Origin of the sequence: Streptomyces sp. NPDC014882, from assembly GCF_043081325.1 — a bacterium.
Lineage (GTDB): Bacteria > Actinomycetota > Actinomycetes > Streptomycetales > Streptomycetaceae > Streptomyces.
The window spans coordinates 181,454-207,605 of record NZ_JBIBWL010000002.1 but is presented as its reverse complement, the minus strand read 5'-3'; the positions used below and the strand labels follow the sequence as shown (position 1 = coordinate 207,605).

General features: G+C 74.1%; 18 protein-coding genes. 9 read left to right on the top strand and 9 right to left on the bottom strand.

Annotation, left to right across the window (positions count from 1 at the left end):
* The first annotated feature begins 131 nt into the window (after window positions 1-131).
* The 3 genes from ACF09K_RS05545 (at window position 132) to ACF09K_RS05535 (ending at window position 1,898) form a co-directional block, all read left to right on the top strand.
* The gene (locus tag ACF09K_RS05545; protein WP_392241204.1) at window positions 132-260 is read left to right on the top strand and encodes a hypothetical protein; all 129 of its coding nucleotides are present in this window, start codon (window positions 132-134) and stop codon (window positions 258-260) included.
* On the top strand, window positions 257-1,003 hold the full coding sequence (gene recO / locus ACF09K_RS05540; RefSeq protein WP_366057638.1) for a DNA repair protein RecO: 747 nt from the start codon (window positions 257-259) through the stop codon (window positions 1,001-1,003). Before ACF09K_RS05545 ends, recO begins: the two co-directional genes overlap by 4 nt.
* A gap of 61 nt (window positions 1,004-1,064) precedes the next feature.
* Window positions 1,065-1,898 (top strand): isoprenyl transferase, encoded by an 834-nt coding sequence (locus ACF09K_RS05535; protein ID WP_392241203.1) that lies wholly within the window; start codon window positions 1,065-1,067, stop codon window positions 1,896-1,898.
* A gap of 107 nt (window positions 1,899-2,005) precedes the next feature.
* On the opposite strand, the gene ACF09K_RS05530 is transcribed toward ACF09K_RS05535, so the two are convergent.
* From ACF09K_RS05530 to ACF09K_RS05515, 4 genes are read right to left on the bottom strand one after another with little or no spacing between them, the layout of a single operon-like run.
* Window positions 2,006-2,416 carry a transcriptional repressor gene (locus ACF09K_RS05530; protein ID WP_363088159.1) on the bottom strand — a complete coding sequence of 137 codons (411 nt, stop codon included), beginning with the start codon at window positions 2,414-2,416 and terminating at the stop codon, window positions 2,006-2,008.
* 59 nt (window positions 2,417-2,475) lie between these two features.
* On the bottom strand, window positions 2,476-3,378 hold the full coding sequence (locus ACF09K_RS05525) for a metal ABC transporter permease (protein ID WP_392241202.1): 903 nt from the start codon (window positions 3,376-3,378) through the stop codon (window positions 2,476-2,478).
* Complete coding sequence (locus ACF09K_RS05520; RefSeq protein WP_392241201.1) at window positions 3,378-4,175, bottom strand: metal ABC transporter ATP-binding protein; 798 nt, start codon at window positions 4,173-4,175, stop codon at window positions 3,378-3,380. Before ACF09K_RS05520 ends, ACF09K_RS05525 begins: the two co-directional genes overlap by 1 nt.
* Window positions 4,172-5,170, bottom strand: a complete 999-nt coding sequence (locus tag ACF09K_RS05515; protein ID WP_392241200.1) for a metal ABC transporter substrate-binding protein — start codon at window positions 5,168-5,170, stop codon at window positions 4,172-4,174. The genes ACF09K_RS05520 and ACF09K_RS05515 overlap by 4 nt, the downstream gene beginning before the upstream one ends.
* Before the next feature lie 217 nt (window positions 5,171-5,387).
* Between ACF09K_RS05515 and ACF09K_RS05510 the strand changes: the two genes are divergently transcribed.
* Entirely contained in the window at window positions 5,388-6,770 is a 1,383-nt protein-coding gene (locus tag ACF09K_RS05510; RefSeq protein ID WP_363088155.1) for a glycine--tRNA ligase, read from the top strand.
* A gap of 151 nt (window positions 6,771-6,921) precedes the next feature.
* On the opposite strand, the gene ACF09K_RS05505 is transcribed toward ACF09K_RS05510, so the two are convergent.
* Window positions 6,922-7,128 (bottom strand): hypothetical protein, encoded by a 207-nt coding sequence (locus ACF09K_RS05505; protein ID WP_392241199.1) that lies wholly within the window; start codon window positions 7,126-7,128, stop codon window positions 6,922-6,924.
* A gap of 321 nt (window positions 7,129-7,449) precedes the next feature.
* On the opposite strand from ACF09K_RS05505, the gene ACF09K_RS05500 reads away from it, so the two are divergent.
* Together ACF09K_RS05500 and ACF09K_RS05495 are read left to right on the top strand one after the other, a co-directional pair.
* Window positions 7,450-8,013 carry a hypothetical protein gene (locus tag ACF09K_RS05500; protein ID WP_392241198.1) on the top strand — a complete coding sequence of 188 codons (564 nt, stop codon included), beginning with the start codon at window positions 7,450-7,452 and terminating at the stop codon, window positions 8,011-8,013.
* Window positions 8,013-12,653, top strand: coding sequence for an HAD-IC family P-type ATPase (locus ACF09K_RS05495; RefSeq protein WP_392241197.1), 4,641 nt, complete (start codon window positions 8,013-8,015; stop codon window positions 12,651-12,653). Before ACF09K_RS05500 ends, ACF09K_RS05495 begins: the two co-directional genes overlap by 1 nt.
* Before the next feature lie 153 nt (window positions 12,654-12,806).
* Here ACF09K_RS05495 and ACF09K_RS05490 read toward each other — a convergent pair whose 3' ends face one another.
* Window positions 12,807-14,252, bottom strand: a complete 1,446-nt coding sequence (locus tag ACF09K_RS05490; protein ID WP_392241196.1) for an MFS transporter — start codon at window positions 14,250-14,252, stop codon at window positions 12,807-12,809.
* Between the two features lie 96 nt (window positions 14,253-14,348).
* Between ACF09K_RS05490 and dusB the strand changes: the two genes are divergently transcribed.
* A complete protein-coding gene (dusB, locus tag ACF09K_RS05485) occupies window positions 14,349-15,491 on the top strand; it encodes a tRNA dihydrouridine synthase DusB (protein WP_392241195.1) in 1,143 nt (380 codons plus the stop codon).
* 154 nt (window positions 15,492-15,645) lie between these two features.
* Here the strand turns inward: dusB and ACF09K_RS05480 are convergent, their stop codons facing one another.
* The 3 genes from ACF09K_RS05480 to ACF09K_RS05470 all read right to left on the bottom strand — a co-directional run bounded on the left by ACF09K_RS05480 (window position 15,646) and on the right by ACF09K_RS05470 (window position 21,327).
* The gene (locus tag ACF09K_RS05480) at window positions 15,646-17,694 is read right to left on the bottom strand and encodes a CDP-alcohol phosphatidyltransferase (protein ID WP_392241194.1); all 2,049 of its coding nucleotides are present in this window, start codon (window positions 17,692-17,694) and stop codon (window positions 15,646-15,648) included.
* 154 nt (window positions 17,695-17,848) lie between these two features.
* Window positions 17,849-19,786: a glycogen debranching N-terminal domain-containing protein gene (locus tag ACF09K_RS05475; protein WP_392241193.1), complete on the bottom strand. Its 1,938-nt coding sequence runs from the start codon at window positions 19,784-19,786 to the stop codon at window positions 17,849-17,851.
* A complete protein-coding gene (locus tag ACF09K_RS05470; protein ID WP_392241192.1) occupies window positions 19,783-21,327 on the bottom strand; it encodes a hypothetical protein in 1,545 nt (514 codons plus the stop codon). Before ACF09K_RS05470 ends, ACF09K_RS05475 begins: the two co-directional genes overlap by 4 nt.
* Before the next feature lie 133 nt (window positions 21,328-21,460).
* Between ACF09K_RS05470 and ACF09K_RS05465 the strand changes: the two genes are divergently transcribed.
* Window positions 21,461-22,681, top strand: coding sequence for an ROK family protein (locus ACF09K_RS05465; RefSeq protein WP_392241191.1), 1,221 nt, complete (start codon window positions 21,461-21,463; stop codon window positions 22,679-22,681).
* A gap of 427 nt (window positions 22,682-23,108) precedes the next feature.
* Window positions 23,109-25,856: a pyruvate, phosphate dikinase gene (gene ppdK / locus ACF09K_RS05460; RefSeq protein ID WP_392241190.1), complete on the top strand. Its 2,748-nt coding sequence runs from the start codon at window positions 23,109-23,111 to the stop codon at window positions 25,854-25,856.
* Window positions 25,857-26,152: the final 296 nt, after the last annotated feature.

Genomic DNA, 26,152 nt, shown 5'->3' with positions numbered 1-26,152 from the left:
ACAGGGCGGGGAAACCCCGGTGGTCTCCGGGGCCCCTTCCGTCACGGACGCCCCCTCCCGCCGTACGGTTGCGCGAGCCCGCCGCACCACCGGCGGCACACCGCTCCCGCCGGGTGGGCGAGAATGGGGGCATGAGTCTGTTCCGCGACGACGGCATCGTGCTGCGCACCCAGAAGCTGGGCGAGGCGGACCGGATCATGCTGCGCTCCCGTGGGGGACACCCCCCACACCCCCGGCCGTCCCGGGGTGGTGCGCGGTGAGTCTGTTCAGGGACGACGGCATCGTGCTGCGCACCCAGAAGCTGGGCGAGGCGGACCGGATCATCACCCTGCTCACCCGCGGGCACGGGCGGGTGCGGGCCGTCGCCCGGGGGGTGCGGCGGACCAAGTCCAAGTTCGGGGCCCGGCTGGAGCCGTTCTCGCACGTGGACGTGCAGTTCTTCGCGCGGGGCAGCGAGCTGATCGGGCGCGGCCTGCCGCTCTGCACGCAGAGCGAGACCATCGCGCCGTACGGCGGCGGCATCGTCACCGACTACGCCCGCTACACCGCCGGCACGGCCATGCTGGAGACCGCCGAGCGGTTCACCGACCACGAGGGCGAACCGGCCGTGCAGCAGTACCTGCTGCTCGTCGGAGCCCTGCGCACCCTCGCCCGCGGCGAGCACGCCCCGCACCTCGTCCTGGACGCCTTCCTGCTGCGCTCCCTCGCCGTCAACGGCTACGCTCCCAGCTTCGGCGACTGCGCGAAGTGCGGGATGCCCGGCCCCAACCGGTTCTTCTCCGTCGCCTCCGGCGGCTCCGTCTGCGTCGACTGCCGGGTGCCCGGCAGCGTCGTACCCTCGCCGCAGGCCCTGGCGCTGCTGGCGGCGCTGCTCACGGGGGACTGGGAGACCGCGGACGCGTGCGAGGCCCGGTACGTCCGGGAGGGCAGCGGGCTGGTGTCCGCGTACCTGCACTGGCACCTGGAGCGCGGTCTGCGCTCCCTGCGCTACGTCGAGAAGTAGAGAAACAAACAGACAAGCGGACAAGCAGAGAAGCGGCAACGCAAGAGGAGACGAGAAGCACATGGTCGTACGCGGGTTCCTGGGGCGGCAGCGTCGGGAGTACAAGGCGCCGGAGCCGCACCCGTCCGGCGCCCGCGCGCCGAAGCTCCCCGGCGAGCTGGTCCCCGAGCACGTGGCGATCGTCATGGACGGCAACGGCCGCTGGGCGAAGGAGCGCGGCCTGCCCCGCACCGAGGGCCACAAGGTGGGCGCCGAGCGGGTGCTGGACGTCCTCCAGGGCGGCGTCGAGATCGGTGTGCGCAACATCTCCCTGTACGCCTTCTCCACGGAGAACTGGAAGCGCTCGCCCGACGAGGTGCGCTTCCTGATGAACTTCAACCGCGACTTCATCCGCAAGTCCCGCGACCAGCTCGACGCGCTGGGCATCCGGGTGCGCTGGGTGGGCCGGATGCCCAAGCTGTGGAAGTCGGTCGCCAAGGAGCTCCAGATCGCGCAGGAGCAGACCAAGGACAACGACCGCCTCACCCTGTACTTCTGCATGAACTACGGCGGGCGGGCGGAGATCGCCGACGCGGCGCAGGCCCTCGCCGAGGACGTGCGGGCGGGCCGTCTCGACCCGTCGAAGGTCAACGAGAAGACCCTGCAGAAGTACATGTACTACCCGGACATGCCGGACGTGGACCTGTTCCTGCGCCCGAGCGGCGAGCAGCGCACGTCCAACTACCTGCTGTGGCAGAGCGCCTACGCGGAGATGGTCTTCCAGGACGTCCTGTGGCCGGACTTCGACCGCCGCGACCTGTGGCGGGCCTGCCTGGAGTTCGCCTCCCGGGACCGCCGCTTCGGCGGCGCGATCCCGAACGAGGAGCTCCTGGCGATGGAGGGCCGGCAGGAGTAGTCAGCCTGTCCGGCGTCCGAGGACGAGGCCCGTTCAGGGCCGACAGCGGCCGCCCGGGGGGCAGAGCCCCCGGGCGGCCCCGTGACCCACCGGCACGGGAATCCGGTTCAGCCCGCGGCGCACTCCGCGCAGGTGCCGAAGATCTCCACCGTGTGGGCCACGTTCACGAACCCGTGTTCCGCGGCGATGGCCTCCGCCCACTTCTCGACCGCGGGCCCCTCGACCTCGACCGCCTTGCCGCAGGCGCGGCAGACGAGGTGGTGGTGGTGCTCGCCGCTGGAGCAGCGGCGGTAGACGGACTCACCGTCGGAGGTGCGCAGCACGTCGACCTCACCGGCGTCGGCGAGGGTCTGCAGGGTGCGGTAGACCGTGGTCAGCCCGACGGAGTCGCCCTTGTGCTTGAGCATGTCGTGGAGTTCCTGAGCGCTGCGGAACTCGTCGACCTCGTCGAGCGCCGCCGCCACGGCGGCGCGCTGCCGGGTGGCTCGGCCCTTCACGGGCGATCCAGCGGTCGTCACCGTTGCCTCCTCACGTCTGCGCTGTGCCGGGCCATTGTGCCAGCCCGGACCGTGCGCGGTCAGACGCCGGCTCCGCCGCCGCCCGCGCGGCTGGCCGGAATCGCGCACTCCGCCGGGTCCCCGGCGGGTTGCGCGGCGGCCGCGGCGCGGGCGCGGCGCCGGGCCAGCGGGGCGGCCAGGGCGGTCAGCGCCAGGAACGCGCCGATGGTCAGCAGCACGATCGTCGCGCCGGGCGGGACGTCCTGGTAGTACGAGGTGACCGTGCCGCCGATCGTCACGCTGACGCCGATCGCGACGGCGATCGCGAAGGTCGCCGCGAAACTGCGGCTGAGCTGCTGGGCCGCCGCCACCGGCACCACCATCAGCGCCGACACCAGCAGCAGGCCGACGACCCGCATGGCGACGGTGACGGTGACCGCCGCGGTGACGGCCGTCAGCAGGTTCAGGGCGCGCACCGGCAGCCCGGTGACCCGCGCGAACTCCTCGTCCTGGCTGACCGCGAACAGCTGCCGGCGCAGGCCGACGGTGACGAGGACCACGAAGGCCGCGAGGACGCAGATCGCGGTCACGTCCGACTCCGACACCGTCGACAGCGAGCCGAACAGGTACGACGTCAGGTTGGCGTTGGAGCCGGTCGGCGCGAGGTTGATGAACATCACGCCGCCGGCCATGCCGCCGTAGAAGAGCATGGCGAGGGCGATGTCGCCGCGGGTCCTGCCGTACCAGCGGATCAGCTCCATGAGGACCGCGCCGAGGACGGAGACGGCGGTGGCCATCCAGACCGGGGACCACGACAGCAGGAAGCCGAGGCCGACGCCGGTCATCGCGACGTGGCCGATGCCGTCGCCCATGAGGGCCTGGCGGCGCTGGACGAGGTAGATGCCGACGGCGGGGGCGGTGATGCCGACCAGGACGGCGGCGAGCAGCGCCCGCTGCATGAAGGCGTAGTCGAGGAGGTCCATCAGCTCAGCAGTCCCGTGCGGATCGGTTCGGCGCCCGCCGGAGCGTGCGGGTGTACGTGGTCGTGGCCGGGCAGCGCGTGCTGGCCGACCGCCCGGGGCGGCGGCCCGTCGTGCGTGACGCAGCCGTCGCGCAGGACGACGGCCCGGTCGATGAGGGGCTCCAGGGGGCCCAGCTCGTGCAGGACGAGCAGGACGGTGGCGCCCTGGGCGACCTGCTCGCGCAGGGTCTCGGCCAGGATCTCCTGGCTGGCCAGGTCGACGCCCGCCATCGGTTCGTCCATGATCAGCAGCTCGGGTTCGGCGGCGAGCGCGCGGGCGATCAGCACCCGCTGGTGCTGGCCGCCGGAGAGCGCGTCGACGGAGTCCTTGGCGCGGTCGGCCATGCCGACGAGCTCCAGCGCGCGGTGCACGGCCTCGTGGTCGGCCCTGCGCAGGATCCCGAAGCGGGCCCGGGACAGCCGCCCGGAGGAGACGACCTCGGTGACGGTCGCCGGGACGCCGCCCGCGGCGGTGGTGCGCTGCGGTACGTAGCCGAGGCGCGGCCAGTCCCTGAACCGCCGCCGGTCGGTGCCGAACAGCTCGATGCGCCCGGCGCTGAGCGGCACCTGGCCGATGACGCTGCGCACGGCGGTCGACTTGCCGGAGCCGTTGGCGCCGAGCAGGGCGACGACCTCACCGCGGTGCACGGTGAGGTCGATGCCGCGCAGGACCGGGCGCGAGCCCAGTTCGGCGCGGACACCGCGCAGCGATATGACGGGCTCGCTCTTGGTGTCCATCACGCCCTCCGTGAAGCTCATGCGGTTCCCAGGGCCGTCTGCAGGGCCTTGAGGTTCGCCCTCTGGACCGCGAAGTAGTCGGTACCGCGGGACTTCTCGGTGATGCCCTCGATCGGGTCGAGGACGTCCGTCTTCAGGTTCGCGTCCCGGGCGACGGTCCTGGCGGTCTTGTCGCTGACGAGCGTCTCGTAGAACACGGTGGTGACGCCGTCGGCCTTGGCCATCTTCTCAAGTTCCTTGACGCGCGCCGCGCTGGGCTCCGACTCGGGGTCGAGACCGCTGATGGCCTCCTCGGTCAGGCCGTAGCGCTCGGCGAGGTAGCCGAAGGCGGCGTGCGTGGTGATGAACACCTTGGACTTGGCGGCGGCCAGGCCGTTCTCGAACTCGGTGTCCAGGGCGCCGAGCTCGGTGACCAGGGCGGCGGTGTTCTTCTTGTAGTCGGCCGCGTGGTCCGGGTCGGCCTTCGCGAAGGCCTTGCCGACGCCCTCGGCGACCTCGGCGTACTTCACCGGGTCGAGCCAGACGTGGGGGTCCTTGCCGCCGGTCTCCTCGTGCCCGTGCCCGTCCTCGGCGGCGTGCTCGTCCTCGGTGGCGTGCTCGTCCTCGTGCTCGTCGGCGTGGCCGCCGACCTCGTCGCCGTGCTCCTCCAGCGTGGTGAGGGTGGTGGCGTCGATCTTCGTCCTGGCGCCGGACTGGGTGACGGCCTCGTCGACCGAGGGCTGGAGGCCCTTGAGGAAGAGGGCCGCGTCGGACTTCTCCAGCTGGGCGCGCTGCCGTGCGCTGATCTCCAGGTCGTGCGGTTCCTGGCCGGGCTCGGTCAGACTGGTGACGTTCACGTGGTCGCCGCCGATCCGCTCGGCGAGGAAGGCCATCGGGTAGAACGACGCGACGACATCGAACTTCTCCGTGCCGCCGGCGGCCGCGCTGTCGGTCGAGCAGGCGGAGAGGGTGCCGAGGCCGAGGGCGGTGACGGCCGCGAGGGCCATCCCGGATATGTGGTGTCGTCGTACGTTCATGACAGTCATTTTCAACAAATATGGAAACCGTTGTCAACAAAGTCGCGGGAGAGGGATCTCTCAAGGGCCCGGCGAGGGGCCCCGGAAGAATCGGCCGCCCTCCGTGAAGCCTTGAGGGGGGACCGATTTGGCCGAGGGGGAGCCCCCGCCGGTACCCTGGGTCAATTCGCTGGAAGCACCTCGCTTCGTCGCCCGTCGTCGTTATGAAGAGAGCACCGTGGCCGCCGACAAGATCGACACCATCGTCAGCCTGAGCAAGCGCCGTGGCTTCGTATTCCCCTGTAGTGAGATCTACGGTGGCCAGCGCGCCGCCTGGGACTACGGACCGCTGGGTGTCGAGCTCAAGGAGAACCTGAAGCGCCAGTGGTGGCGCTACATGGTGACGTCGCGCGAGGACGTGGTCGGCATCGACTCGTCCGTCATCCTGGCCCCCGAGGTCTGGGTCGCCTCCGGTCACGTCGCCACCTTCTCCGACCCGCTCACCGAGTGCACCTCCTGCCACAAGCGGTTCCGCGCGGACCACCTGGAGGAGGCCTACGAGGCCAAGCACAAGCGCCTGCCGGAGAACGGCCTGGCGGACGTGAACTGCCCGAACTGCGGCAACAAGGGCCAGTTCACCGAGCCCAAGCAGTTCTCGGGTCTGCTCTCCACCCACCTCGGCCCCACCCAGGACACCGGCTCCATCGCCTACCTGCGTCCCGAGACCGCCCAGGGCATCTTCACCAACTTCGCCCAGGTGCAGACCACTTCGCGCCGCAAGCCGCCGTTCGGAATCGCCCAGATGGGCAAGTCCTTCCGCAACGAGATCACGCCCGGCAACTTCATCTTCCGCACGCGCGAGTTCGAGCAGATGGAGATGGAGTTCTTCGTCAAGCCGGGCGAGGACGAGCAGTGGCAGGAGTACTGGATGGAGCAGCGCTGGAACTGGTACACCGGTCTCGGCCTGCGCGAAGAGAACATGCGGTGGTACGAGCACCCGAAGGAGAAGCTCTCCCACTACTCCAAGCGCACCGCCGACATCGAGTACCGCTTCCAGTTCGGCGGCAACGAGTGGGGCGAGCTGGAGGGCGTGGCCAACCGCACCGACTACGACCTCGGCGCCCACGCCAAGGCCTCCGGCCAGGACCTCTCCTACTTCGACCAGGAGGCCGGCGAGCGCTGGACGCCGTACGTCATCGAGCCGGCGGCCGGTGTCGGCCGCGCGATGCTGGCGTTCCTGCTCGACGCCTACGTCGAGGACGAGGCGCCCAACGCCAAGGGCAAGCTGGAGAAGCGCACGGTGCTGCGCCTCGACCACCGCCTCGCCCCGGTGAAGGTCGCCGTGCTGCCGCTGTCGCGCAACCCGGAGCTGTCGCCCAAGGCCAAGGGCCTCGCCCAGGCGCTGCGGCAGAACTGGAACATCGACTTCGACGACGCCGGCGCGATCGGCCGCCGCTACCGCCGTCAGGACGAGATCGGTACGCCGTACTGCGTCACCGTCGACTTCGACACGCTCGAGGACAACGCGGTGACCGTGCGCGAGCGCGACTCGATGAAGCAGGAGCGGGTGTCCCTCGACCAGATCGAGGGCTACCTGGCCGCCCGCCTGATCGGCGCCTGAGCCCCACCGTCCGCCCGAAGCCCCCCGACTCCCTTCCCGGAGCCGGGGGGCTTCGTGCTGCCGCCGCGGGGAGCGGGCGCGGGGCGGTGGGGGAGTCCGCGCCCGGGGTCCCGCGCCCGGGGTTCCGCGCCCGGGGTTCCGCGCGGCCGGGCTACGCCCGCGCGGGGTCCACCGTCGCCTGGTGGGCCCGCGCCAGGTGCTCCTCCGCCTTCGGCAGGGGCCGGAACGGGGCATCGCGGCGCCAGCCGCACGTCTCGCACCGGATCGTGCGCCGGATCCCCGCCCGCCGGACCCGGACGACGTGCTCGCGCCCGTGCTGGTCCCAGCGGCTCACCTTGCTCGTGTTGATCTCCGACATGCTGCCTCCAGAGGCCGGCCCGGGTGGGGGTGCGCGACAAGTCCAACATCAACGGGGCGTTCCGCGGGGTGAGTTGGCCGGCGCGGGAGTCGCGGGCCGGGGCTCGGAGGCCGGGGCTCGGAGGCCGGGGACGCATCGGGGCCGGCCGGAGCGGAACCAGGCCCGGCCGGTGCGGGAGGGGACCCCGCCGGTGTGCGAGGGGGTGCGGCCGGGAGGAACCGGGGACGGCTGCCCCGTCCCACGGGTGAAGGGGCCGCGGTGCGGGAACTCGGACCGGGCCGAAGGGCAGGGGGGCCGGGGACCACCCGAGGAGTGAGAGCCATGACCGAGCAGGACGCGACACGGGAACTTCCCCAGCCGCTGCGGGCGGCCGCCTCGGTGCTGGGCAGGGTGCCCGGCGCCGGCCTGGTGGGCCGGGCCGCCGGGGGCGCACTGGACAAGGTCGGCGCGGTGTCCCCGCGCGGGCGGCGGCTCGCCGTCTACACCGGCGCGGGTGTGCTCGGCGTCGCCGGGGTCGTGGAGTGGCCCGTCGCGGTCACCGGAGCGGCGGTGGCCTGGCTGACCCAGCCGCGACCGCAGCGGCGGCCGGACGGCGCCGCGGCGGCCACGGGTGCGGGCACGGGTGCGGCCACTGGTACCGGCGCGGGCACGGCCACGGGTACCGGCGCGGGCACGGCCGTGAACGCGGGCACGGGTGCGGGTGAGACCGGGAGGCGCGGCGGGGGCGACGTGTCCGGCGCACCGGCCGCGCCCCGGGTGCGCGCCGGGCACTCGGCGGGGGCTGCCGCGGCGGAGCGTACGACGGCGCCCGCGACCCCCTCCGCCAAGCTGCCCCCGCACCACGCGACGCCGTCGCGTGCCGCACGGGACGCCGAGGGCGAGTGATGGCCGGGGGAATCCTCACCCGCCCCACGGCGGCCGCCGCCGGGCTGGTCCTGGCCGGGCCGCGCCTGCTCGCCCGCGGCACGGCCCCGGCCGTGGGCGCCGCCGCCGGCGCGGTCGCGGGCACGGCCAGGGCGGGAGTACGGGCCGCGGACTCCGCCCTGCGCCTGACCCGGGTCGCCCGCGCCGCCCTCCCGGGCACCTCCCCCCACTGGCGCGCCGGCACCCGCACCCACCTGTCCCTGCGCGTGGCGGCCCCCGGGGATTCCGTCTCCGGGGTGGCGGCCCCCGGTGAGGCGGTTCCCGGGGAGTCCGTCCCCGGGGTGGCGGCCCCTGGTGAAGCGGTTCCCGGCGTGGCCGTCCCCGAGGATTCCGTCCCCGGCGTGGCGGCCCTTGGCGAGGCCACCCTCGGTGCGCCGTCGCGTCCGGATGCCGGGGCTGCCGCGTCCCCGCTCTCCGGGGAGCCGTCCGGTCCTGCGGGCGCGCGGGCTCCCGGGCGTCCGCCGGGGGAGGGGGCCGGCGCGGCTGCGGGGCCCGTCGCGCACCCGGACGCCGGGCCCCCGCCGGCCGGGGAGCCGTTCCGTCCTGCGGGCGCCGAGACCGCCGTCGGGGCCGCTCCCCGAGTCCGTTCCCTCGAACACCGGGCCCGTCGCGTGGCCGCCGCGCTCGCCGAGCATCCGGACGTCGCCCTCGCCTACTGGGACAGCGGGCTGGCCCGGCTGGTCGTGGTGGCGGTCGAGGAGGCCGTGAGCGACAGCGTCGTGGAGCGGGCGGAGGCGCTCGCGGAGCGGCACGGGCTGGTCCCCGCCGAGGACGACGTGGAGGAGCTGGGGCACCCCGGCGACCCGGCCTCCGTACGGACCGCCGCCGAGACCCTCGCGGCCGACGCGGCGGGTGCCGCGGCCGCGCTGGCGGGGTCCGCCATGCGGCTGCCCCCGTCACCGCGGCTGGTGACCGCCGCGGTCACGCTGCTGCGCGAGAACCCCCGCTTCCGCTCCTGGCTGCGGGCCCGCCTGGGCGACACCCGCACGGAGGTCGCCCTCGCCGTCGTGAACGCGGCCGTGCACGGCGCCGGGCACACCCCGACCTCGCTGGTGCTGGACGGCGTGCTGCGCACCGTCCAGCTCGCGGAGGCGGCGGTGCGGACGGCCGCCTTCGAGCCCGTCCACGACCACCTGTGCGCCCCGCACCGGCACAGCGTGCCCGCCGACCCGTCCCTGCGCCCGCCGCTGCGCACCTCCCCGGCCCAGGAGTACGCCGCCCACGCCTCGACCGGCAGCGTCCTCGGCGCGGTCGCGGCGCTGCTCGTCAAGCACGACCTCGCCGAGTCGGCGGAGGCGGTCCTGGCCGGTTCCCCGAAGGCGGCGCGGTACGGACCCGCCGTCTTCCACGCCGCCCTCAGCTGCGCGCTCTCCCGCGAGGGCGTGCTGGTGCGCGATCCGGACCGGCTGCGGCAGCTGGAGATGGCCCGGACGGTCGTCCTGCACCCCGGCGCGCTCCGCGGGCCCGGCGCGGGCGCCGACCCGTGGACCGAGCCCGTCCTGGACGCCGCCCGCCGGGCCGGCCTGCGCGTCGTGGTCGTCGACGACCCGGCGCTGGCCGACTTCACCGGCCTCGCCGACCAGGTCGTGGCCGCGGACCGCCCGTTGGGCGAGGTGGTCGACCGACTGCGCGGCGAGGGCGGTGTCGTCACGGTCGCCCGCCCCCGCCCCCACGGCGACGCCGACGTCACCGCCGGTCTCCTGCGCGGCGACGTGGCCGTCGCCCTCACCGACGAGGACGGTCAGGTGGTGTGGGGCGCCGACGTCCTCGCCCCGCACGGCCTGGCGGACGTCTGGCGGCTGCTGACCGCCGTGCCGGCGGCCCGCCGCGTCGGCGGCCGGTCGCAGACCCTGGCCCGGTCCGGCGCGGCCCTGTCCGGTCTGCTCGTGGCCGTCGGGGAGTCCCGCGGCAGGCCCGGTTCGCCGCTGCCGGGCCTGCGGCACGCGCCCGTCGACGCGGGCGCGGCGGCGGCCCTGCTGACCGGGGCGCGCGCCGCCCTCGGCGTCGCCCTGGCCCGCCCGCCGCACCCCCGCCCCCGGGTCCCCTGGCACGCCCTGCACCCGGACGACGTACGGGACCGGCTGGAGCGCGAGGCACCCCCGCGACCGGGCCCCGCGGAACGGGCGGCGGCCCGGGTGCGCACGGCCGCCGGCACGGTCGTACGCCTTCCCGCGCTGGCCCCGGCACGCTGGTCGGGGCAGCTCGCCCGGGCCGTGCGGCGCGAACTGGACGACCCGCTCACCCCGGTCCTGGTCGTCGGCTCGGCCGCGTCCGCGATCCTCGGCTCGGTCGTGGACGCCCTGCTGGTCATCGGCGCCCTCGACCTGAACGCCCTGGTCGGCGGCTTCCAGCGGCTGCGGGCCGAGCGCGCCCTGTCCGGGCTGCTCGCGGGACAGCAGCAGAAGGCGCGGGTCGCCGACGACGGCACGGCCACGCACGTGGTCGACGCCGCCGAACTCGGTCCCGGCCGCGTCATCGACCTCACGGCCGACGACGTCGTGCCCGCCGACGCCCGCCTGCTGTGGGAGGACGGGCTGGAGGTCGACGAGTCGGCGCTGACCGGCGAGTCCCTGCCGGTCGGCAAGGCGGTGGACCCCACCCCGAAGGCACCCGTCGCGGAACGGCGCTGCATGGTGTTCGAGGGCACGACCGTGGTGGCGGGGCACGCCCGGGCCCTCGTCGTCGACACCGGCGAGCGCACCGAGGCCGCCCGCGCCGTCTCCCTCGCCGCCCGCGTCCCGCCGGCCGCCGGGGTGCAGGCCCGCCTCCAGGAGATCACCCGCAGGGCCATGCCGCTGACGCTCGCGGGCGGCGCCGCGGTGACCGGCCTGGCACTGCTGCGGGGCACCCCGGTCCGCCGGGCCGTGAGCGGCGGGGTCGCCGTCGCCGTGGCCGCCGTGCCCGAGGGGCTGCCCCTGGTCGCCACGGTCGCGCAGCTCGCCGCCGCCCGCCGGCTCAGCAGCCGCGGCCTCCTCGTCCGCACCCCGCGCACGCTGGAGGCGCTGGGCCGGATGGACACCGTCTGCTTCGACAAGACCGGCACCCTCACCGAGAACCGGCTGCGCCTGGTCCGGGTGGCCGGCCCGGACGGCACGGCCCACCCGCTCACCGACCCGGCCGCCACCGCCCCCCTGCGCGCCGCGGCCCGCGCCTGCCCCCGCCTCGGCGGGGACCCGCACCGCCCGGCGCACGCCACCGACGAGGCCGTCCTGGGGGCCGCCGGGCCGGACCCCGGCTGGCGGCAGAGCGAGGGGCTGCCCTTCGAGGCCGCCCGGGGCTACGCGGCCGCGGTCGGGCAGGCCGCCGAAGGCCCGCCCCTCCTGGTCGTCAAGGGCGCCCCGGAGACCGTCCTGGCCGCCTGCTCCGGCCCGCCCCCCGATCTGCACGACCGCTCCCAGTCCCTCGCCGCCGACGGCCTGCGGGTCCTGGCGGTGGCCCAGCGCCCGCTGGCGGACGGCGAGGAGGCGGCGGACGTCCTCGAAGCACCTCTGGAGGGGCTGGAGTTCGCCGGGTTCGTGGCCCTCGCCGACGCGCCGCGCGAGACCTCACCGGCCCTGGTCCACGGGCTGCGCGAGGCGGGCGTACGGCCCGTCGTGCTGACCGGCGACCATCCGCGCACCGCTCACGCCATCGCCGTCGAACTGGGCTGGCCGGACGACGCGAACGTGGTCACCGGCGACGAACTCGCCGCCGCCGACCGCTCCGTGCGCTCCCGGATGCTCCGGGACGCCGACGTCGTCGCCCGCGTGGCGCCCGAGCAGAAGCTCCAGGTCGTCGAGGCCCTCAGGGACGCGGGCCGGGTCGTCGGCATGGTCGGCGACGGCGCCAACGACGCCGCCGCGATCCGCGCCGCCGACATCGGCGTCGGCATCAGCGCCCGTGGTTCGGCCGCCGCCCGCAACGCCGCCGACCTCGTCGTCACCGGCGACGACCTCTCGGTCCTCATCGAGGCCGTCCGGGAGGGCCGTTCGCTCTGGCACAGCGTGGCCGACGCCATCGCCATCCTCATCGGCGGCAACGCGGGCGAGGTCGGCTTCGGCGTCCTGGGCACCCTGCTGTCGGGCTCCGCGCCCCTGTCCACCCGGCAGATGCTGCTGGTCAACCTGTTCACGGACCTGTTCCCGGCGATGGCGGTGGCGGTGACCCCCGAGGAGGGGGCCGACGCCCCGGAGACCGGCGCGCCCCTGGGCACGGCCCTCCTCGGCGCCCCCCTCGTCCGGCAGATCCGTCACCGGGCCCTCACCACCTGCCTGGGCGCCACCGTCGCCTGGCTCATCGGCCGCTTCACCCCGGGCACGACCCGGCGTTCGACCACGATGGCCCTGTGCGCGGTGGTGGGCACGCAACTGGCCCAGACCCTGGCCGACCGCCGCGGCAGCCCCCTGGTGCGCTTCACGTCCCTGGGTTCCGCGGCGGTCCTGTTCGCGCTGGTGGAGACGCCGGGCGTCAGCCGGCTCTTCGGCTGCACGCCCCTGGGCCCGCTGGCCTGGGCGGGCGTCCTGGCGGCGGTGGCGCTGGCCCTGGCGGGCCAGCGGGCGCTGCCCGGCGTGGAGGAACTGCTGCTGAAGTACCGGCCCGGCCCGGCCCCGCAACGGGCGTGACCACGGTTCCCGAGGGACGCGACGCGGTGCGGTCCCGCGGCCCCGCCCCGCGGCCCCGCCTCGCGGCCCCGCGCCGCAGACACGCCCGTCCCGGGACGACGCCGTCCGGCCGGTGACGGGCCGAGCCCGTCACCCCGTGCCGGCCGCGGGGCGCTACGAGCTCAGCCCCGCGTGCTCGCGGATCTCGGGAGAGGCCAGCCGTTCCGCCGCCCGCTCGGCCGTGCCCCGGGCCCACGGACCGCTGCTCACCAGACCCACCACCAGCACCAGCGCCCCGCACCCGGCGAGGATCCACCAGCCCGGCACCGCCGCCGCCACGAACGTCTCGCGGTACGCCGACGCCCCGACGCCCGCCGCGAGCACCGCCCCGACCACCGCGACCCCGAGGGTCTGGCCGAGCTGCCGGCTGGTGGAGGCGACGGCGGCGGCGACCCCGGCCTGGGCGCGGGGCATCCCCGACACCGCGGTGTTGGTGATGGGGGCGTTCACGAAGCCGAAGCCGATGCCGAACAGCGCGTAGCCGAGGAACATCGTGGGGTCGGAGGTCTCCGCGTCGAACGCCGCGAACAGCACGCCGCTCGCGGTCATCGCGAGGCCGGCGACCAGCAGGGGCACCCGCGGCCCCCGACTGCCCACGAGCCGCCCGGACAGCGGGGCGCACAGGAAGGTCGGGAGGGCCATCGGCAGCATCCACAGGCCGGCGTGGAGGGCGTCGAGCCCGCGGACGTTCTGGAGGTACAGCGTGGACAGGAACAGGAACCCGCCGAGCGCCGCGAAGGCGCTGACGGCGATCACGGTCGCCCCGCTGAACGGCGCCGACCGGAAGAACCGCAGGTCGATCAGGGGTTCGTCGCGGCGGGGCTCGTAGTACAGGAGCCCGAGCAGGGCGGCGAGGGCGACCGCGGCGAAGGGCAGGCTGGTGCCGGGCCCGGCCTCGGGCGCCTCGATGATCGCGTACGTCAGGCAGCCGAAGAGGGCGATGACCAGGAGCTGGCCGACCGGGTCGGCCCGGCGGGCCTTCGGGGCGCGGGACTCGGGGACGTACCGCAGGGTCAGCAGGAGGGCGGCGAGGCCGACCGGCAGGTTGACCCAGAAGATGGAGCGCCAGCCGACGGACTCCACCAGCAGGCCGCCGATCAGGGGCCCGGCGGCCATGGAGATGCCGACGACCGCACCCCACGCGCCGATGGCGCGGGCGCGCTCGCGCGGGTCCGTGAACGTGTTGGTGATGATCGACATGGCGACCGGGTTGAGCATCGAGCCGCCGACCGCCTGCACCGTGCGGGCCGCGACCAGCAGTTCGAGGTCGGGGGCGAGGGAGCAGAGCAGGGAGCCGAGCGAGAACACGACCAGGCCCGTGAGGAAGACCTTCCTGCGGCCGATCCGGTCGGCGGTGGACCCGGCGAGCATCAGCAGGGACGCGAGGACGAGGGTGTAGGCGTCGATCGTCCACTGGAGACCGGAGGTACCGGCGCGCAGATCGCGCCCCATCGCGGGAAGGGCGACGTTGAGGACCGTGTTGTCGAGGCTCACGATCAGCAGGCTCATGCAGCAGATCGCGAGAACGAGGAGACGTCGTCGCCGGCTCAGCTCGGGCATGCGGTCATGGTACGCCGACTTCGATAGTGCGGTTAACTAATGACCGTTACATGGTCATCGTCGTGGGGCGCCGGGCCGATGGGTCACAATGGGCGGATGTCCACGCCCGTGTCCCCCCTGCAGATCGGCCCGCACACCGTCCAGCCGCCGGTCGTCCTCGCCCCCATGGCCGGTATCACCAACGCGCCCTTCCGCACCCTGTGCCGGGGCTTCAGCGGGGGCAAGGGCCTGTTCGTGAGCGAGATGATCACGACCCGGGCGCTGGTCGAGCGCAACGAGAAGACCATGCAGCTGATCCACTTCGACGCGAGCGAGAAGCCGCGTTCGATCCAGCTGTACGGCGTGGACCCGGCGACCGTCGGCAAGGCCGTCCGCATGATCGCGGAGGAGGGCCTGGCCGACCACATCGACCTGAACTTCGGCTGCCCGGTCCCGAAGGTCACCCGCAAGGGCGGCGGCTCCGCCCTCCCCTACAAGCGCAACCTGCTGCGCGCCATCCTCCGCGAGGCGGTCGGCGGCGCCGGGGACCTCCCCGTCACCATGAAGATGCGCAAGGGCATCGACGACGACCACCTCACCTACCTCGACGCCGGCCGCATCGCCGTCGAGGAGGGCGTCACCGCCGTCGCGCTGCACGGCCGCACCGCCGCCCAGCACTACGGCGGCACCGCCGACTGGGAGGCGATCGCCCGCCTGAAGGAACACGTCCCGGAGATCCCCGTCCTCGGCAACGGCGACATCTGGTCGGCCGGGGACGCGCTGCGGATGGTGCGCGAGACGGGGTGCGACGGCGTGGTCGTCGGCCGCGGCTGCCTGGGCCGGCCGTGGCTGTTCGCCGACCTGGTCGCCGCCTTCGAGGGACGGACCGAGGACGTCGCGCGGCCCTCCCTCCGCGAGGTCGCCGACGTCATGGTCCGGCACGCCACCCTCCTCGGCGAGTGGATCGGCGACGAGACCAGGGGCGTCGTCGACTTCCGCAAGCACGTCGCCTGGTACCTCAAGGGCTTCGCCGTCGGCTCCGACATGCGGCGGCGTCTCGCGATCACCTCCTCCCTGGCGGAACTCCGCGCCGGACTCGACGAACTGGACCTCGACCAGCCCTGGCCCACCGGCGCCGACGGCCCCCGCGGGCGCACCTCCGGCAACAACAGGGTCGTCCTCCCGGACGGCTGGCTGAAGGACCCCTACGACTGCGCGGGCGTCGGCGAGGAAGCGGAGCTGGACACCTCCGGCGGCTGAGGCGCCCGACGGGGCGCGGGCTCCTGCCGGAGGCTCTCCCGCGTCTCTCCCGGCCCCCGCCGGAGGCGCCCTCCCGCGCCCTCGTCGGAGTCCGCACCCCTGCCGGAGCCCGCGCCCCCGCCGGAGTCCCTCCCGAGCCCCCGTCGGAGCCCGGTCAGCCCTTCGTCGGGTGCGGGGTCGACCCGTACGCCGTCAGGAAGCGGTCCCGGAAGAGGTCCATCTTCCAGACCGGGGCGTCGGGGGCCGGCCGCAGGCCGTCGGTCCACTTCCAGCCGGCGATCCTGTCGAGGACCGCCGGGTCCTTGGCGACGATCGAGACCGGCACGTCACGGCTGGCGTTCTCGCCGCTGACCCGGGCGATGGGCTGGTGGTCGCCGAGGAAGACCAGGACGGTGTCCTCGGTGCCGTAGCGCTCCAGCCACTGGGTCAGCGCCGTCACCGAGTACGCGATCGACCTGCCGTACGCCTCGCGGGACCTGGTGGAGTCGGCGATGACGTCGGACGCCTTCTCGCCGGCCTGCTGGATGCCGTCGAAGACCGAGCCGTCGCCCATCTCGTCCCAGCCGACCATCTCCGGGAGCGGGGCCCACGGCTGGTGGCTGGAGGTCAGGATGATCTCCGACATCAGCGGCTTGTCGCGGGCCCTGCCGTGCTCCAGCCGCTGGAACGCCTCCAGCGCGTACTGGTCCGGCATCGTCGACCAGCTGAACTTCGGGCCCTGGTAGCCCATCTGGAAGGCGTTGTAGACCTTGTCCAGGCCGTAGTGCTTCTGCTCGGGCCACGCCTTCTGGATCCCGGGCATCACGCCCACCGTGTCCCAGGCCCCGGTCTTCTTGAAGATCTTCGGCAGGCTGAGGCGGTCGCTGTTCATGACCGTGCGGTAGCGCTGCTGGTTGTCGATCCACAGCCCGGACAGCGTGCTGGAGTGGCCGAGCCAGCTGCTGCCGCCGAAGGTCGCCGAGGTCAGCCAGCCGCTTTTCGCGCGGTAGCCGGCCTTCGCCAGCGCGGCGGTGCTCGTGGTGAGCGTCCGGTCGACGCCGGGGGACATGACCGGGTCCTCGATCGCGCTGCGGCCGTAGCTCTCGATGAAGGTGAAGATCACGTCCTTGCCGCGCAGGTCGGGCACGAGCTGGTCGGGCGGGGTGTCGCCGAAGGCGTCCGCGCGGGCCTCCTTCGCGAACGCGGCCTCGTCCGCGAGGGTCTGCCGCACGTCCCTGGCCTTGACGGTGACGGCGCTCACCGCGCGGTTGAAGGCGAGCGGCAGTCCGGCGTACTGGACCGACAGCACGGAGCAGGTGATCCACACCGTGCCGGCGGCCAGCGTGCCGCGGGTCGCCGCGGGCACGTTCCGCGCCAGCACCTCGCCCAGCCGGACCGCCGCCAGCGCCATCACGACGAACAGCGCGGCGACCAGCAGGAACAGCCCGATCGTGGCGCCGAGGGCGGTGGTCCCGCCCATCGAGTCCGCGACGTAGGACTGCGCGTCGTCCAGCAGGCCCCAGTCCAGGACCAGGTTGAAGCCGCGGCCCAGGTACTCGGAGTACGCCATGTCCAGGACGTTGACCACGGTCAGCGCCGCGAGGCCGGCCCCGAGCGCCGCCGCGGCCACCACCCGGGGGCGGCGCGGCAGCGAGAGCAGCACGGCCGCCGAGACGATCGCCTCGCCGGGCAGCCGTATCAGCCGGTCGGCCCGCAGCAGGCCGACCTGGTTCGGCAGCACCATCGCCCCGAGCACGAGCACCAGGGCCAGCACGGTCGTCGTCCACCACAGCGCGCGCGCCGCCCGCGGACGGCGGCTCCGCCAGGCCCACCGGTACGCGACGCGGGCGGCGAGGGTGCGCGACGGCGCGGCCCCGCGGCCCGGCTCCTCCGGCGCCTCGGCGGTCTCCGGCTTCCCGGCTGTCTCCGGCGCCTCGGCCGTCTTCGGCTTTCCGGCTGTCTCCGGTACTTCGACCGCCTCCGGTGCCTCGACCGCCTCCGGTGCCTCGGCCGCTTCTGGCGCCTCGGTCGTCTCCGGCTTCCCGGCTGCCTCGGTCGCCTCCGGTGCCTCGGCCGTCTTGGCCGCCTCCGGCTCCTCGTCCGTCTTGGCCGCCTCGTCCGTCTCTGGTTCCTCGTTCGCCTCCGGCGCCTCGGCCGTCTCGGCGTCGTCGGGCGGGCCGTCGGGGGAGGCGGGCAGGTCACGAGACCGTGTGAAGACAGGCACCCGAGGGGTCCTTCCGTACGGAGCCGGGCGGAGCGGCGGATCCGGTGGGGGGACCGGATCCGCCACCGTCTCGTACGGAGTGCCCGGGCCCGGCGTTCACCGGTCCCGGCGAGCGGTCGGCAAACACCGGGCAAACGCCCGGTCGAGCACGGCGCTACGCCCCGCCCACCGCGGTGAGCAGGGCCAGCGGGGCGGCCGCCGAGCGGGCCTCCCGCACGCACGCGTGAGGGTAGGGCACCGGTTCCGTGTGGGTGTCGCGGCCGTAGCCCGCGAGCACCTCGGGCAGGCGGTGGCCGGTCGCGGCGGCCGCGTCGACCAGCCCGTGCGCGACGGTGCGGGCCTCGTCGTGCAGGCCGTAGCGGGCCAGCCCCAGGGCGATCAGCGCGTTGTCGTGCGGCCACACCGAGCCGCGGTGGTACGACAGCGGGTGGTACGCCGGCTGCCCGGCCGCCAGCGTGCGCACCCCCCAGCCGGAGAAGAAGTCCGGCTCCAGCAGCCGCCGGCCGACCAGTTCGCCGTACTCCTTGTCCAGCAGCCCCGACCACAGCAGGTGGCCGGCGTCCGAGGCGAGCGCGTCGACCTGGCGGCCCTCGCCGTCCAGCGCGAGTGCCGGGAAGGAGTGCTCGCGCATCCAGAAGTCCCGCTGGAAGCGATCGCGCAGATCGGCGGCGGCCTGTTCGAGCAGGGCCGCGTAGGTCTCGTCCCGCCACACCGCGCGCGCCACGGACGCGGTCCGGCGCAGCGCGTCGTACGCGTAGCCCTGGGCCCCGGCCGCCGTCACCGGGCCCGAGGGGCGGGTGCCGTCGGCCGAGCAGACGGCGCCGGGGGAGTCCTTCCAGTTCTGGTTGGCGAGGCCGCCCCGGTCGGCGCGGTAGACCAGGTAGCCGCGCGAGGTGAGGCCGCCGTGGTCGAGCATCCAGCCGACGGCCGCGCGGGCGTGCGGCTCCAGCCGGCGGGCGAGGGCCGCGTCGCCGGTCTGTTCGACGTAGGCGCCGAGCAGGACGAGGAAGAGCGGGGTGGCGTCCACCGAGCCGTAGTAGCGGCCGTAGGGGACCTGGTGGAAGTGCGCGAGTTCGCCGTGCCGCACCTCGTGGACGATCTTGCCGGGCTGGGCGACCGACTCCTGGCCGGTCCCGGTGGCCTGGGTCGCGGCCAGCGCGAGGAGCGTGGCGGCGGCCGGGGCGGGCCGGTAGGGCAGCGCGAACAGCGAGGTGAGCAGGGCGTCGCGGCCCAGCAGGGTCAGGAACCAGGGGGCGCCGGCGGCCGGGACGCGCAGTTCCTCCCCGTCCGGGCCGGTCGCCGGGACCTGGAGCGCGGCCAGGTCGGCGAGGCCCCGCGCGCAGGCGGCCGCCAGTTCGGGCCAGCCGGTGGGGAAGGCCACGCCCTCCACGAACTCGCTTTCCCGCGCGAGCAGTTCCGCGGTCAGCGCGGCGGGGGAGCGGGGGACGCGCAGGGCCCGCTTCTCGCCGTGCGGGCGGGCCATCACCCGCAGCGTCAGCGCGGCGCTGCCGTGCGGCTCGAGTTCCAGGGTCCAGACCAGGCGGCGGGCGCCGGTGCCGGTCTCCTCGACGCCGTCCGGCGCGGGGTCGGCGGTCACCGCCGTGAGGGACCGCCACTCGCCGCGCCGGTAGCCGAACTCCACCCCGTCGTCGAGGATCCGGCGGTGGCGGACCGCGCCGGTCTTGGCGTAGGTGCGGTGGTCGGAGCGGAGTTCGAACTGGTCGGCGAAGTCGGCGTCGACGGTGAGCGCCAGCCGGACCGTCAGCGGCACCGGACGGTTGCCGACCACCCGCAGCGACTCGACGAACGAGCCGTCGCCCACCGCCTGTTCGCGGAAGAGCGTGCACGAGGGCGGTTCCGTGCGGCCGCCGCGCGGCACGAGCACGCAGCGCGCCGCGTCCCCGTCCGCGACGGGCACGAGCACCTCGGGCACCGCCCCGTCCACGGTGAGCTGCCAGCGGCTGAGGTGGCGCGCGTCCCTGACGAACAACCCGTCGGGTGATCCGGCGCCGCGCACGCCGCTGATGTCCCCGCGGTCACCGACGGCGGCGAACGTCCCGCCGTGCACGAGCAGATGATGCCGGTCCGTCATCCCCGGTCCCCTCCCTCGGACGACGCGAACGAACGGTCGCCCCTGTCGATGTCCGTGCCGATGTCCGTGCCGATGTCCGTCCCGCCCGGCACGCTTCCCGTGCCGGGCGGCACGCCTTCCCCGTCGTGCAGCAGGTCGAGCATGAGCGCGGCGGTCCAGCTGAAGCCGGTCGCCCCGCAGGCCTCGCCGGTGTACGGGTCGACGTACTCGGCGAAGTCCGAGGCGTCCGCGAGGTCCAGCACGGCCTCGCGCAGCGCGTCCGCGTCCGCGCGCTCGCCGTGCAGCCGCAGCCCCCGCTCGACGAGCCAGGCGGTGTTGAACCAGGCCGGCCCCCGCCAGTAGCGGTGCGGGTCGAAGGACTCGCCGAGCAGGTCGTAGCTGGGGACGAGGCGGGTGGTGACGCCCACCCCGAAGTGCGGGCCGCGCAGGGTGCGCACGAGGGCGGAGACGATCGCGCGGGGCAGCCCGGGCAGCAGCAGCGGGACCAGTCCGGCGACCCCGCCCTCCCGGATCAGGCCGCCGCCGCGCAGGTCCCGGCAGCGGAACAGGCCCTCGGCGGGGTCCCACAGCCGGTCGACGAGCGCCGCGGTCAGCCGCTCCGCGCGCGCGTGCCGGGCGGTGCCGGTGGCCCCCAGTTCCCGCGCGATCCGGGCCAGCGCGTGCTCGGAGGCGATGAGCAGGGCGTTGAACGCGGGATCCTCGACGGCGAAGGCGGCCGTGCCGGCCCCCCTTCCCCCGCCCGGCCCGGCCCCCCTCCTCCCGCCCGGCCCGTCCCGGTAGCCCCCGTCCCGGTAGCCCCCGTCCCGGTAGTCCGTCGCCAGCCGCACGTACCGCCCGTAGTCCAGGTCCGTCGGCCGGTCCCGCGGCGCCCCGTGGGCGAGGTCGGCGCGCCGGAAGGAGCGGGCCGGGGCCGGGGTGATCCGGGCGAGCGGCGCGTCCCAGGAGGGTGCGTTGTCCATCCCCTGCTCCCAGGGGTGCACGACCGACGCCAGCCCCCCGCCGCCCAGGTCCCGCCGGTGCAGCAGGTAGCGGTGCCAGGCGGCCAGCCGGGGGTACACCCGGGCCAGGAAGCCGCGCGCCCGGGACAGCCCGGGGTCGGCGCGGTGCACCAGCCAGGCCGCCAGCGCGTGCACCGGTGGCTGCACGATGCCGGAGGTCTGTACGGTGCGCGGGGCGCCCGCAGCGCGCCCCGCGGTCGAGGAGCGCCAGAAGTCGGGGCTCGGGAAGTACGCGTCGAACGGCACGGAGGGGTTGAAGACGATGTGCGGGATGCGCCCGTCGCCCCACTGGGCGGCCAGCAGCGTCTCCAGCTCGGTCTGCGCCCGGTGCGGCGAGACGTGCCGCAGTCCGATCGCGACGAACGCCGAGTCCCAGGACCACTGGTGCGGGTACAGGCCGCGCGAGGGCACCGTGGAGGTTCCCGTCCAGTTGCCGTCCAGCACCTCCACGGCCCTGAGGTGCGGCGATCCGGCCGAAGTGGTCGGATCGTATACGGAGGGGCGCTCCGCGGGACGGGCGACGAGCTGGGCGGTGCGATCCACGCGGGGCTCCCCGGAGAACGACGGCGACGAGGCCACCGTCGACCGGTTCGGCAGTGGCTACCGCAGAGTTACGTCTATTTAACACGCAGAACTCACTATGTAATGCGGGTTCGATGAACACAAGGGGGTGCGCATGACCGGACAGCCCGGACGGACGGGCAGGGGCGGCGGTCAGGTCGGCGCCGGAGATCTGCTCGCGCTGGTACGCACCGGCCGGGCCACCACGCGCGGTGCCCTCCAGCAGGCCACCGGACTCTCCCGGGCCACGGTCGGACAGCGCCTGGACCGCCTCTTCCGCGCGGGCTGGCTGCGCGAGGGCGCGGGCGGCCCGGTCGACTCCCCGCTGGGCGGCCGCCCCTCCATCACGCTCGAGTTCGACGACGCGCACGCCGTCGTCCTCGCCGCCGACCTCGACACCCGCCACGCGCGCGCGGCCGTGCTGTCCCTGACCGGCGAGGTCCTCGCCGAGCACGCGGGCGCGCTGGCCGTCGAGGACGGCCCGGACGCCGTGCTCGGGGAGCTGGGCGGCTGGTTCGCGGAGCTGCTGGAGAAGGCCGGCCACCGCGCGGCCGAGGTGTGCGGCATCGGCCTCGCCGTGCCCGGCCCGGTCGACAGCGGGACCGGCCGGGTGGTCCAGCCGCCGATGATGCCCGGCTGGGACGGCTACGACATCCGCGGCCGGCTCGCCAGGGCGTTCACGGAACGCACGGGCGCCGCGCCCGTCCCCGTCCTCGTCGACAACGACGCCAACCTCATGGCCTACGGCGAGCAGCGCACCGGATACCCCGACTGCTCGGCGTTCGTGCTGGTCAAGGTGTCCACCGGGATCGGCGCCGGGGTCGTGGTGGACGGCGGGATCTTCCGGGGCGTCGACGGCGGCGCGGGCGACATCGGGCACATCCGGGTGGGCTCCGAGGCGCTGTGCCGCTGCGGCTCCCAGGGATGCCTGGCGGCCGTGGCCAGCGGCGGCGCGGTGGCCCGCAGGCTGGCCGGGACCGGGGTGCCCGCGGCCTCCGGCTCGGACGTGCGGGACCTGCTCGCCGCCGGGCACCCGGGCGCGGCCGCGCTGGCCCGCGAGGCCGGCCGCCAGGTCGGCGACGTGCTGGCGACCGTCGTGACCCTGCTCAACCCGGGCGTGCTGATGATCGCCGGGGACCTGGCCGGCACCTCCTTCGTCACCGGCGTGCGCGAGCTGCTGTACCAGCGGGCGCTGCCCCGCTCCACGGCCCGGCTGGAGGTGGTGACCTCACGGCTGGGGGAGCGGGCGGGGCTGGTGGGGGCCGGCGCGCTGGTGGTGGAGCACCTGTACGCGCCCGCGCGGGTGGAGGAGCGGCTGCTGGCTCTGGGCGTGTGACGAGCGCGTTTCCGTTCCGGTGCGGGTCCGCGTCGCGTCCCGGAGGGGTCCGGATGGTGAAATCCGGCGGCCTGTGGAAGCGTGATTCTCGCCACCCTTGATACGGGTGATGCTCAGATGAGCGATGCGCGCTCGTTTGCACTTCCTCAAGGAGTGGCACTCAGTGCCACCCTTTGATCGTTCATCGATCGAAATCAACCGAGGAGGTAAGCGCTCATTCGAGCGTCAAACGGGGTGCGCGGAGGAGGATGCGTTCAAGAAGTGAAAACATTCACCGCTTCGCGCTTGCCAAGCTTTGACTTTCGATCCGGTGGCGGACGACTGGTTACAGGCGTATGACGCACAAGTGGACGTACCCAGGTGCCTTCGATCTGGGTATGTTCCTCGCCGTCAGGGCAGCCACCGCGTCCTCGAGGAGTCGAGACCCGTGTCGGAAAACAAAGATCTCCCGGTAGCCGGAACGGCCACGAGCGTTGAGGCCGTGAAGTTCGTTTACGACTTCACCGAGGGCAACAAGAACCTCAAGGACCTCCTCGGGGGCAAGGGCGCCAACCTCGCCGAGATGACCAACCTCGGCCTGCCGGTGCCCCCCGGGTTCACCATCACCACCGAGGCCTGCAAGGTCTACCTCGACAGCGGTGAGGAACCGGCGGCACTGCGTGACGAGGTGAGTGCGCACCTCGACGCCCTGGAAGAGAAGATGGGCAAGAAGCTCGGCCAGGCCGACGACCCGCTGCTCGTCTCCGTCCGCTCCGGCGCCAAGTTCTCGATGCCCGGCATGATGGACACCGTCCTCAACATCGGCCTCTCCGACAAGTCGGTCCAGGGCCTGGCCAAGCAGGCCGGCGACGACCGCTTCGCCTGGGACTCCTACCGGCGCCTCATCCAGATGTTCGGCAAGACCGTCCTCGGCGTCGACGGCGACCTCTTCGAGGAGGCGCTGGAGGCGGCCAAGGCGGCCAAGAAGGTCACGGTCGACACCGAGCTGGAGGCCGCCGACCTCAAGAAGCTGGTCACCCGCTTCAAGAAGATCGTCAGGACCGAGGCCGGCCGGGACTTCCCGCAGGACCCGCGCGAGCAGATGGACCTCGCCATCCACGCGGTCTTCGACTCCTGGAACACCGACCGCGCCAAGCTCTACCGCCGCCAGGAGCGCATCCCGCACGACCTGGGCACCGCCGTCAACGTCTGCTCGATGGTCTTCGGCAACCTCGGCCCCGACTCCGGCACCGGCGTCGCCTTCACCCGCGACCCCGCCTCCGGCCACCAGGGCGTCTACGGCGACTACCTCCAGAACGCCCAGGGCGAGGACGTCGTCGCCGGCATCCGCAACACGGTCCCGCTCGCCGAGCTGGAAGCCATCGACAAGAAGTCGTACGACCAGCTGATGCAGATCATGGAGACGCTGGAGAACCACTACAAGGACCTCTGCGACATCGAGTTCACCATCGAGCGCGGTCAGCTGTGGATGCTCCAGACCCGGGTCGGCAAGCGCACGGCCGGCGCGGCCTTCCGCATCGCCACCCAGCTCGTCGACCAGGGCCTCATCGACGAGACCGAGGCCCTCCAGCGGGTCAACGGCGCCCAGCTCGCCCAGCTGATGTTCCCCCGCTTCGACGAGCAGGCCAAGGCCGCGCAGGTCGGCCGGGGCATCGCCGCCTCCCCGGGCGCCGCGGTCGGCAAGGCGGTCTTCGACTCCTACACCGCCGTCAAGTGGTCCCGCTCGGGCGAGAAGGTCATCCTGGTCCGCCGCGAGACCAACCCCGACGACCTCGACGGCATGATCGCGGCCGAGGGCATCCTCACCTCGCGCGGCGGCAAGACCTCGCACGCGGCGGTCGTCGCCCGCGGCATGGGCAAGACCTGCGTCTGCGGCGCGGAGGAGCTGGAGGTCGACACCAAGCGCCGCCGGATGACGGTGCCCGGCGGGCACGTCGTCGAGGAGGGCGACCTGATCTCGATCGACGGCTCCTCCGGCAAGGTCTACCTGGGCGAGGTCCCGGTGGTCCCGTCCCCCGTCGTGGAGTACTTCGAGGGCCGCATGCACGCCGGCGCCAACGACGCCGACGAACTGGTCGAGGCCGTGCACCGGATCATGGCGTTCGCCGACCGCAAGCGCCGCCTGCGGGTGCGCGCCAACGCGGACAACGCCGAGGACGCGCTGCGCGCCCGCCGCTTCGGCGCCCAGGGCATCGGCCTGTGCCGCACCGAGCACATGTTCCTCGGCGACCGCCGTGAACTGGTCGAGCGCCTGATCCTGGCGGACACGGAGGCCGAGCGCGAGGAGTCGCTGGAGGCGCTCCTGCCGCTCCAGAAGAAGGACTTCGTGGAGCTGTTCTCGGCGATGGACGGCCTGCCCGTCACCATCCGCCTCCTCGACCCGCCGCTGCACGAGTTCCTGCCCGACATCACCGAGCTGTCGGTGCGCGTGGCGCTCGCCGAGTCCCGCCAGGAGCCGCACGAGAACGAACTGCGCCTGCTCCAGGCGGTCCACCGCCTCCACGAGCAGAACCCCATGCTGGGCCTGCGCGGCGTACGCCTCGGCCTGGTCATTCCCGGCCTGTTCACCATGCAGGTCCGCGCCATCGCCGAGGCCGCGGCCGAGCGCAAGAACGCCAAGGGCGACCCGCGCGCCGAGATCATGATCCCGCTCGTCGGCACCGTCCAGGAGCTGGAGATCGTCCGCGAGGAGGCCGACCAGGTCGTCGCCGAGGTCGAGGCGGCGACGGGGGTGTCGCTGAAGCTGTCGATCGGCACGATGATCGAGCTGCCGCGCGCCGCGCTGACCGCCGGCCAGATCGCCGAGGCGGCGGAGTTCTTCTCCTTCGGTACGAACGACCTCACCCAGACCGTGTGGGGCTTCAGCCGCGACGACGTCGAGGCCTCCTTCTTCACCGCCTACCTGGAGAAGGGCATCTTCGGGGTCTCCCCCTTCGAGACCATCGACAAGGACGGCGTCGGCTCCCTCGTCAAGGCCGCCGCCGAGGCCGGCCGCGCCACCCGCCCCGACCTCAAGCTCGGCGTCTGCGGCGAGCACGGCGGCGACCCGGAGTCCGTGCACTTCTTCCACGAGGTCGGCCTCGACTACGTGTCCTGCTCCCCCTTCCGGATCCCGGTCGCCCGCCTGGAGGCGGGCCGGGCGGCCACCCAGTCGGAGGGCAGCGACCACCGCTGAGCCGGGGGGTGGGGGACGGTCCCCTGACGGTCCGCCCCCCACCCCCCTCCCCACCCGGAGCCGCCGCGGTCCCCGACCCTCAGCACCGATCGCGGCGGCTCCGGCCCACGAGAGAGGGCGGCACCCTGTGCGGGGGTGCCGCCCTCTCGTCCATCACTCGCAGGGATCGTCGAGCTACGGCGCCGAGCAGGGGGAACGCCGTTTGCCGGCGTTGGCTGCCGTTGAACTTGTGCGACGCCGTTGTGCCCTGGTCGTGCCCTCCGGATGCGGCTGGATCTCGTCACGAGCCGTCTCCG

Coding starts and splice junctions, on each gene's coding strand:
- ACF09K_RS05545 (WP_392241204.1), top strand. CDS start 132: ATGAGTCTGTTCCGCGACGACGGCATCGTGCTGCGCACCCAGAAGCTG.
- ACF09K_RS05535 (WP_392241203.1), top strand. CDS start 1,065: ATGGTCGTACGCGGGTTCCTGGGGCGGCAGCGTCGGGAGTACAAGGCG.
- ACF09K_RS05525 (WP_392241202.1), bottom strand. CDS start 3,378: ATGGACCTCCTCGACTACGCCTTCATGCAGCGGGCGCTGCTCGCCGCC.
- ACF09K_RS05520 (WP_392241201.1), bottom strand. CDS start 4,175: ATGAGCTTCACGGAGGGCGTGATGGACACCAAGAGCGAGCCCGTCATA.
- ACF09K_RS05515 (WP_392241200.1), bottom strand. CDS start 5,170: ATGAACGTACGACGACACCACATATCCGGGATGGCCCTCGCGGCCGTC.
- ACF09K_RS05505 (WP_392241199.1), bottom strand. CDS start 7,128: ATGTCGGAGATCAACACGAGCAAGGTGAGCCGCTGGGACCAGCACGGG.
- ACF09K_RS05500 (WP_392241198.1), top strand. CDS start 7,450: ATGACCGAGCAGGACGCGACACGGGAACTTCCCCAGCCGCTGCGGGCG.
- ACF09K_RS05495 (WP_392241197.1), top strand. CDS start 8,013: ATGGCCGGGGGAATCCTCACCCGCCCCACGGCGGCCGCCGCCGGGCTG.
- ACF09K_RS05490 (WP_392241196.1), bottom strand. CDS start 14,252: ATGCCCGAGCTGAGCCGGCGACGACGTCTCCTCGTTCTCGCGATCTGC.
- dusB (WP_392241195.1), top strand. CDS start 14,349: ATGTCCACGCCCGTGTCCCCCCTGCAGATCGGCCCGCACACCGTCCAG.
- ACF09K_RS05475 (WP_392241193.1), bottom strand. CDS start 19,786: ATGACGGACCGGCATCATCTGCTCGTGCACGGCGGGACGTTCGCCGCC.
- ACF09K_RS05465 (WP_392241191.1), top strand. CDS start 21,461: ATGACCGGACAGCCCGGACGGACGGGCAGGGGCGGCGGTCAGGTCGGC.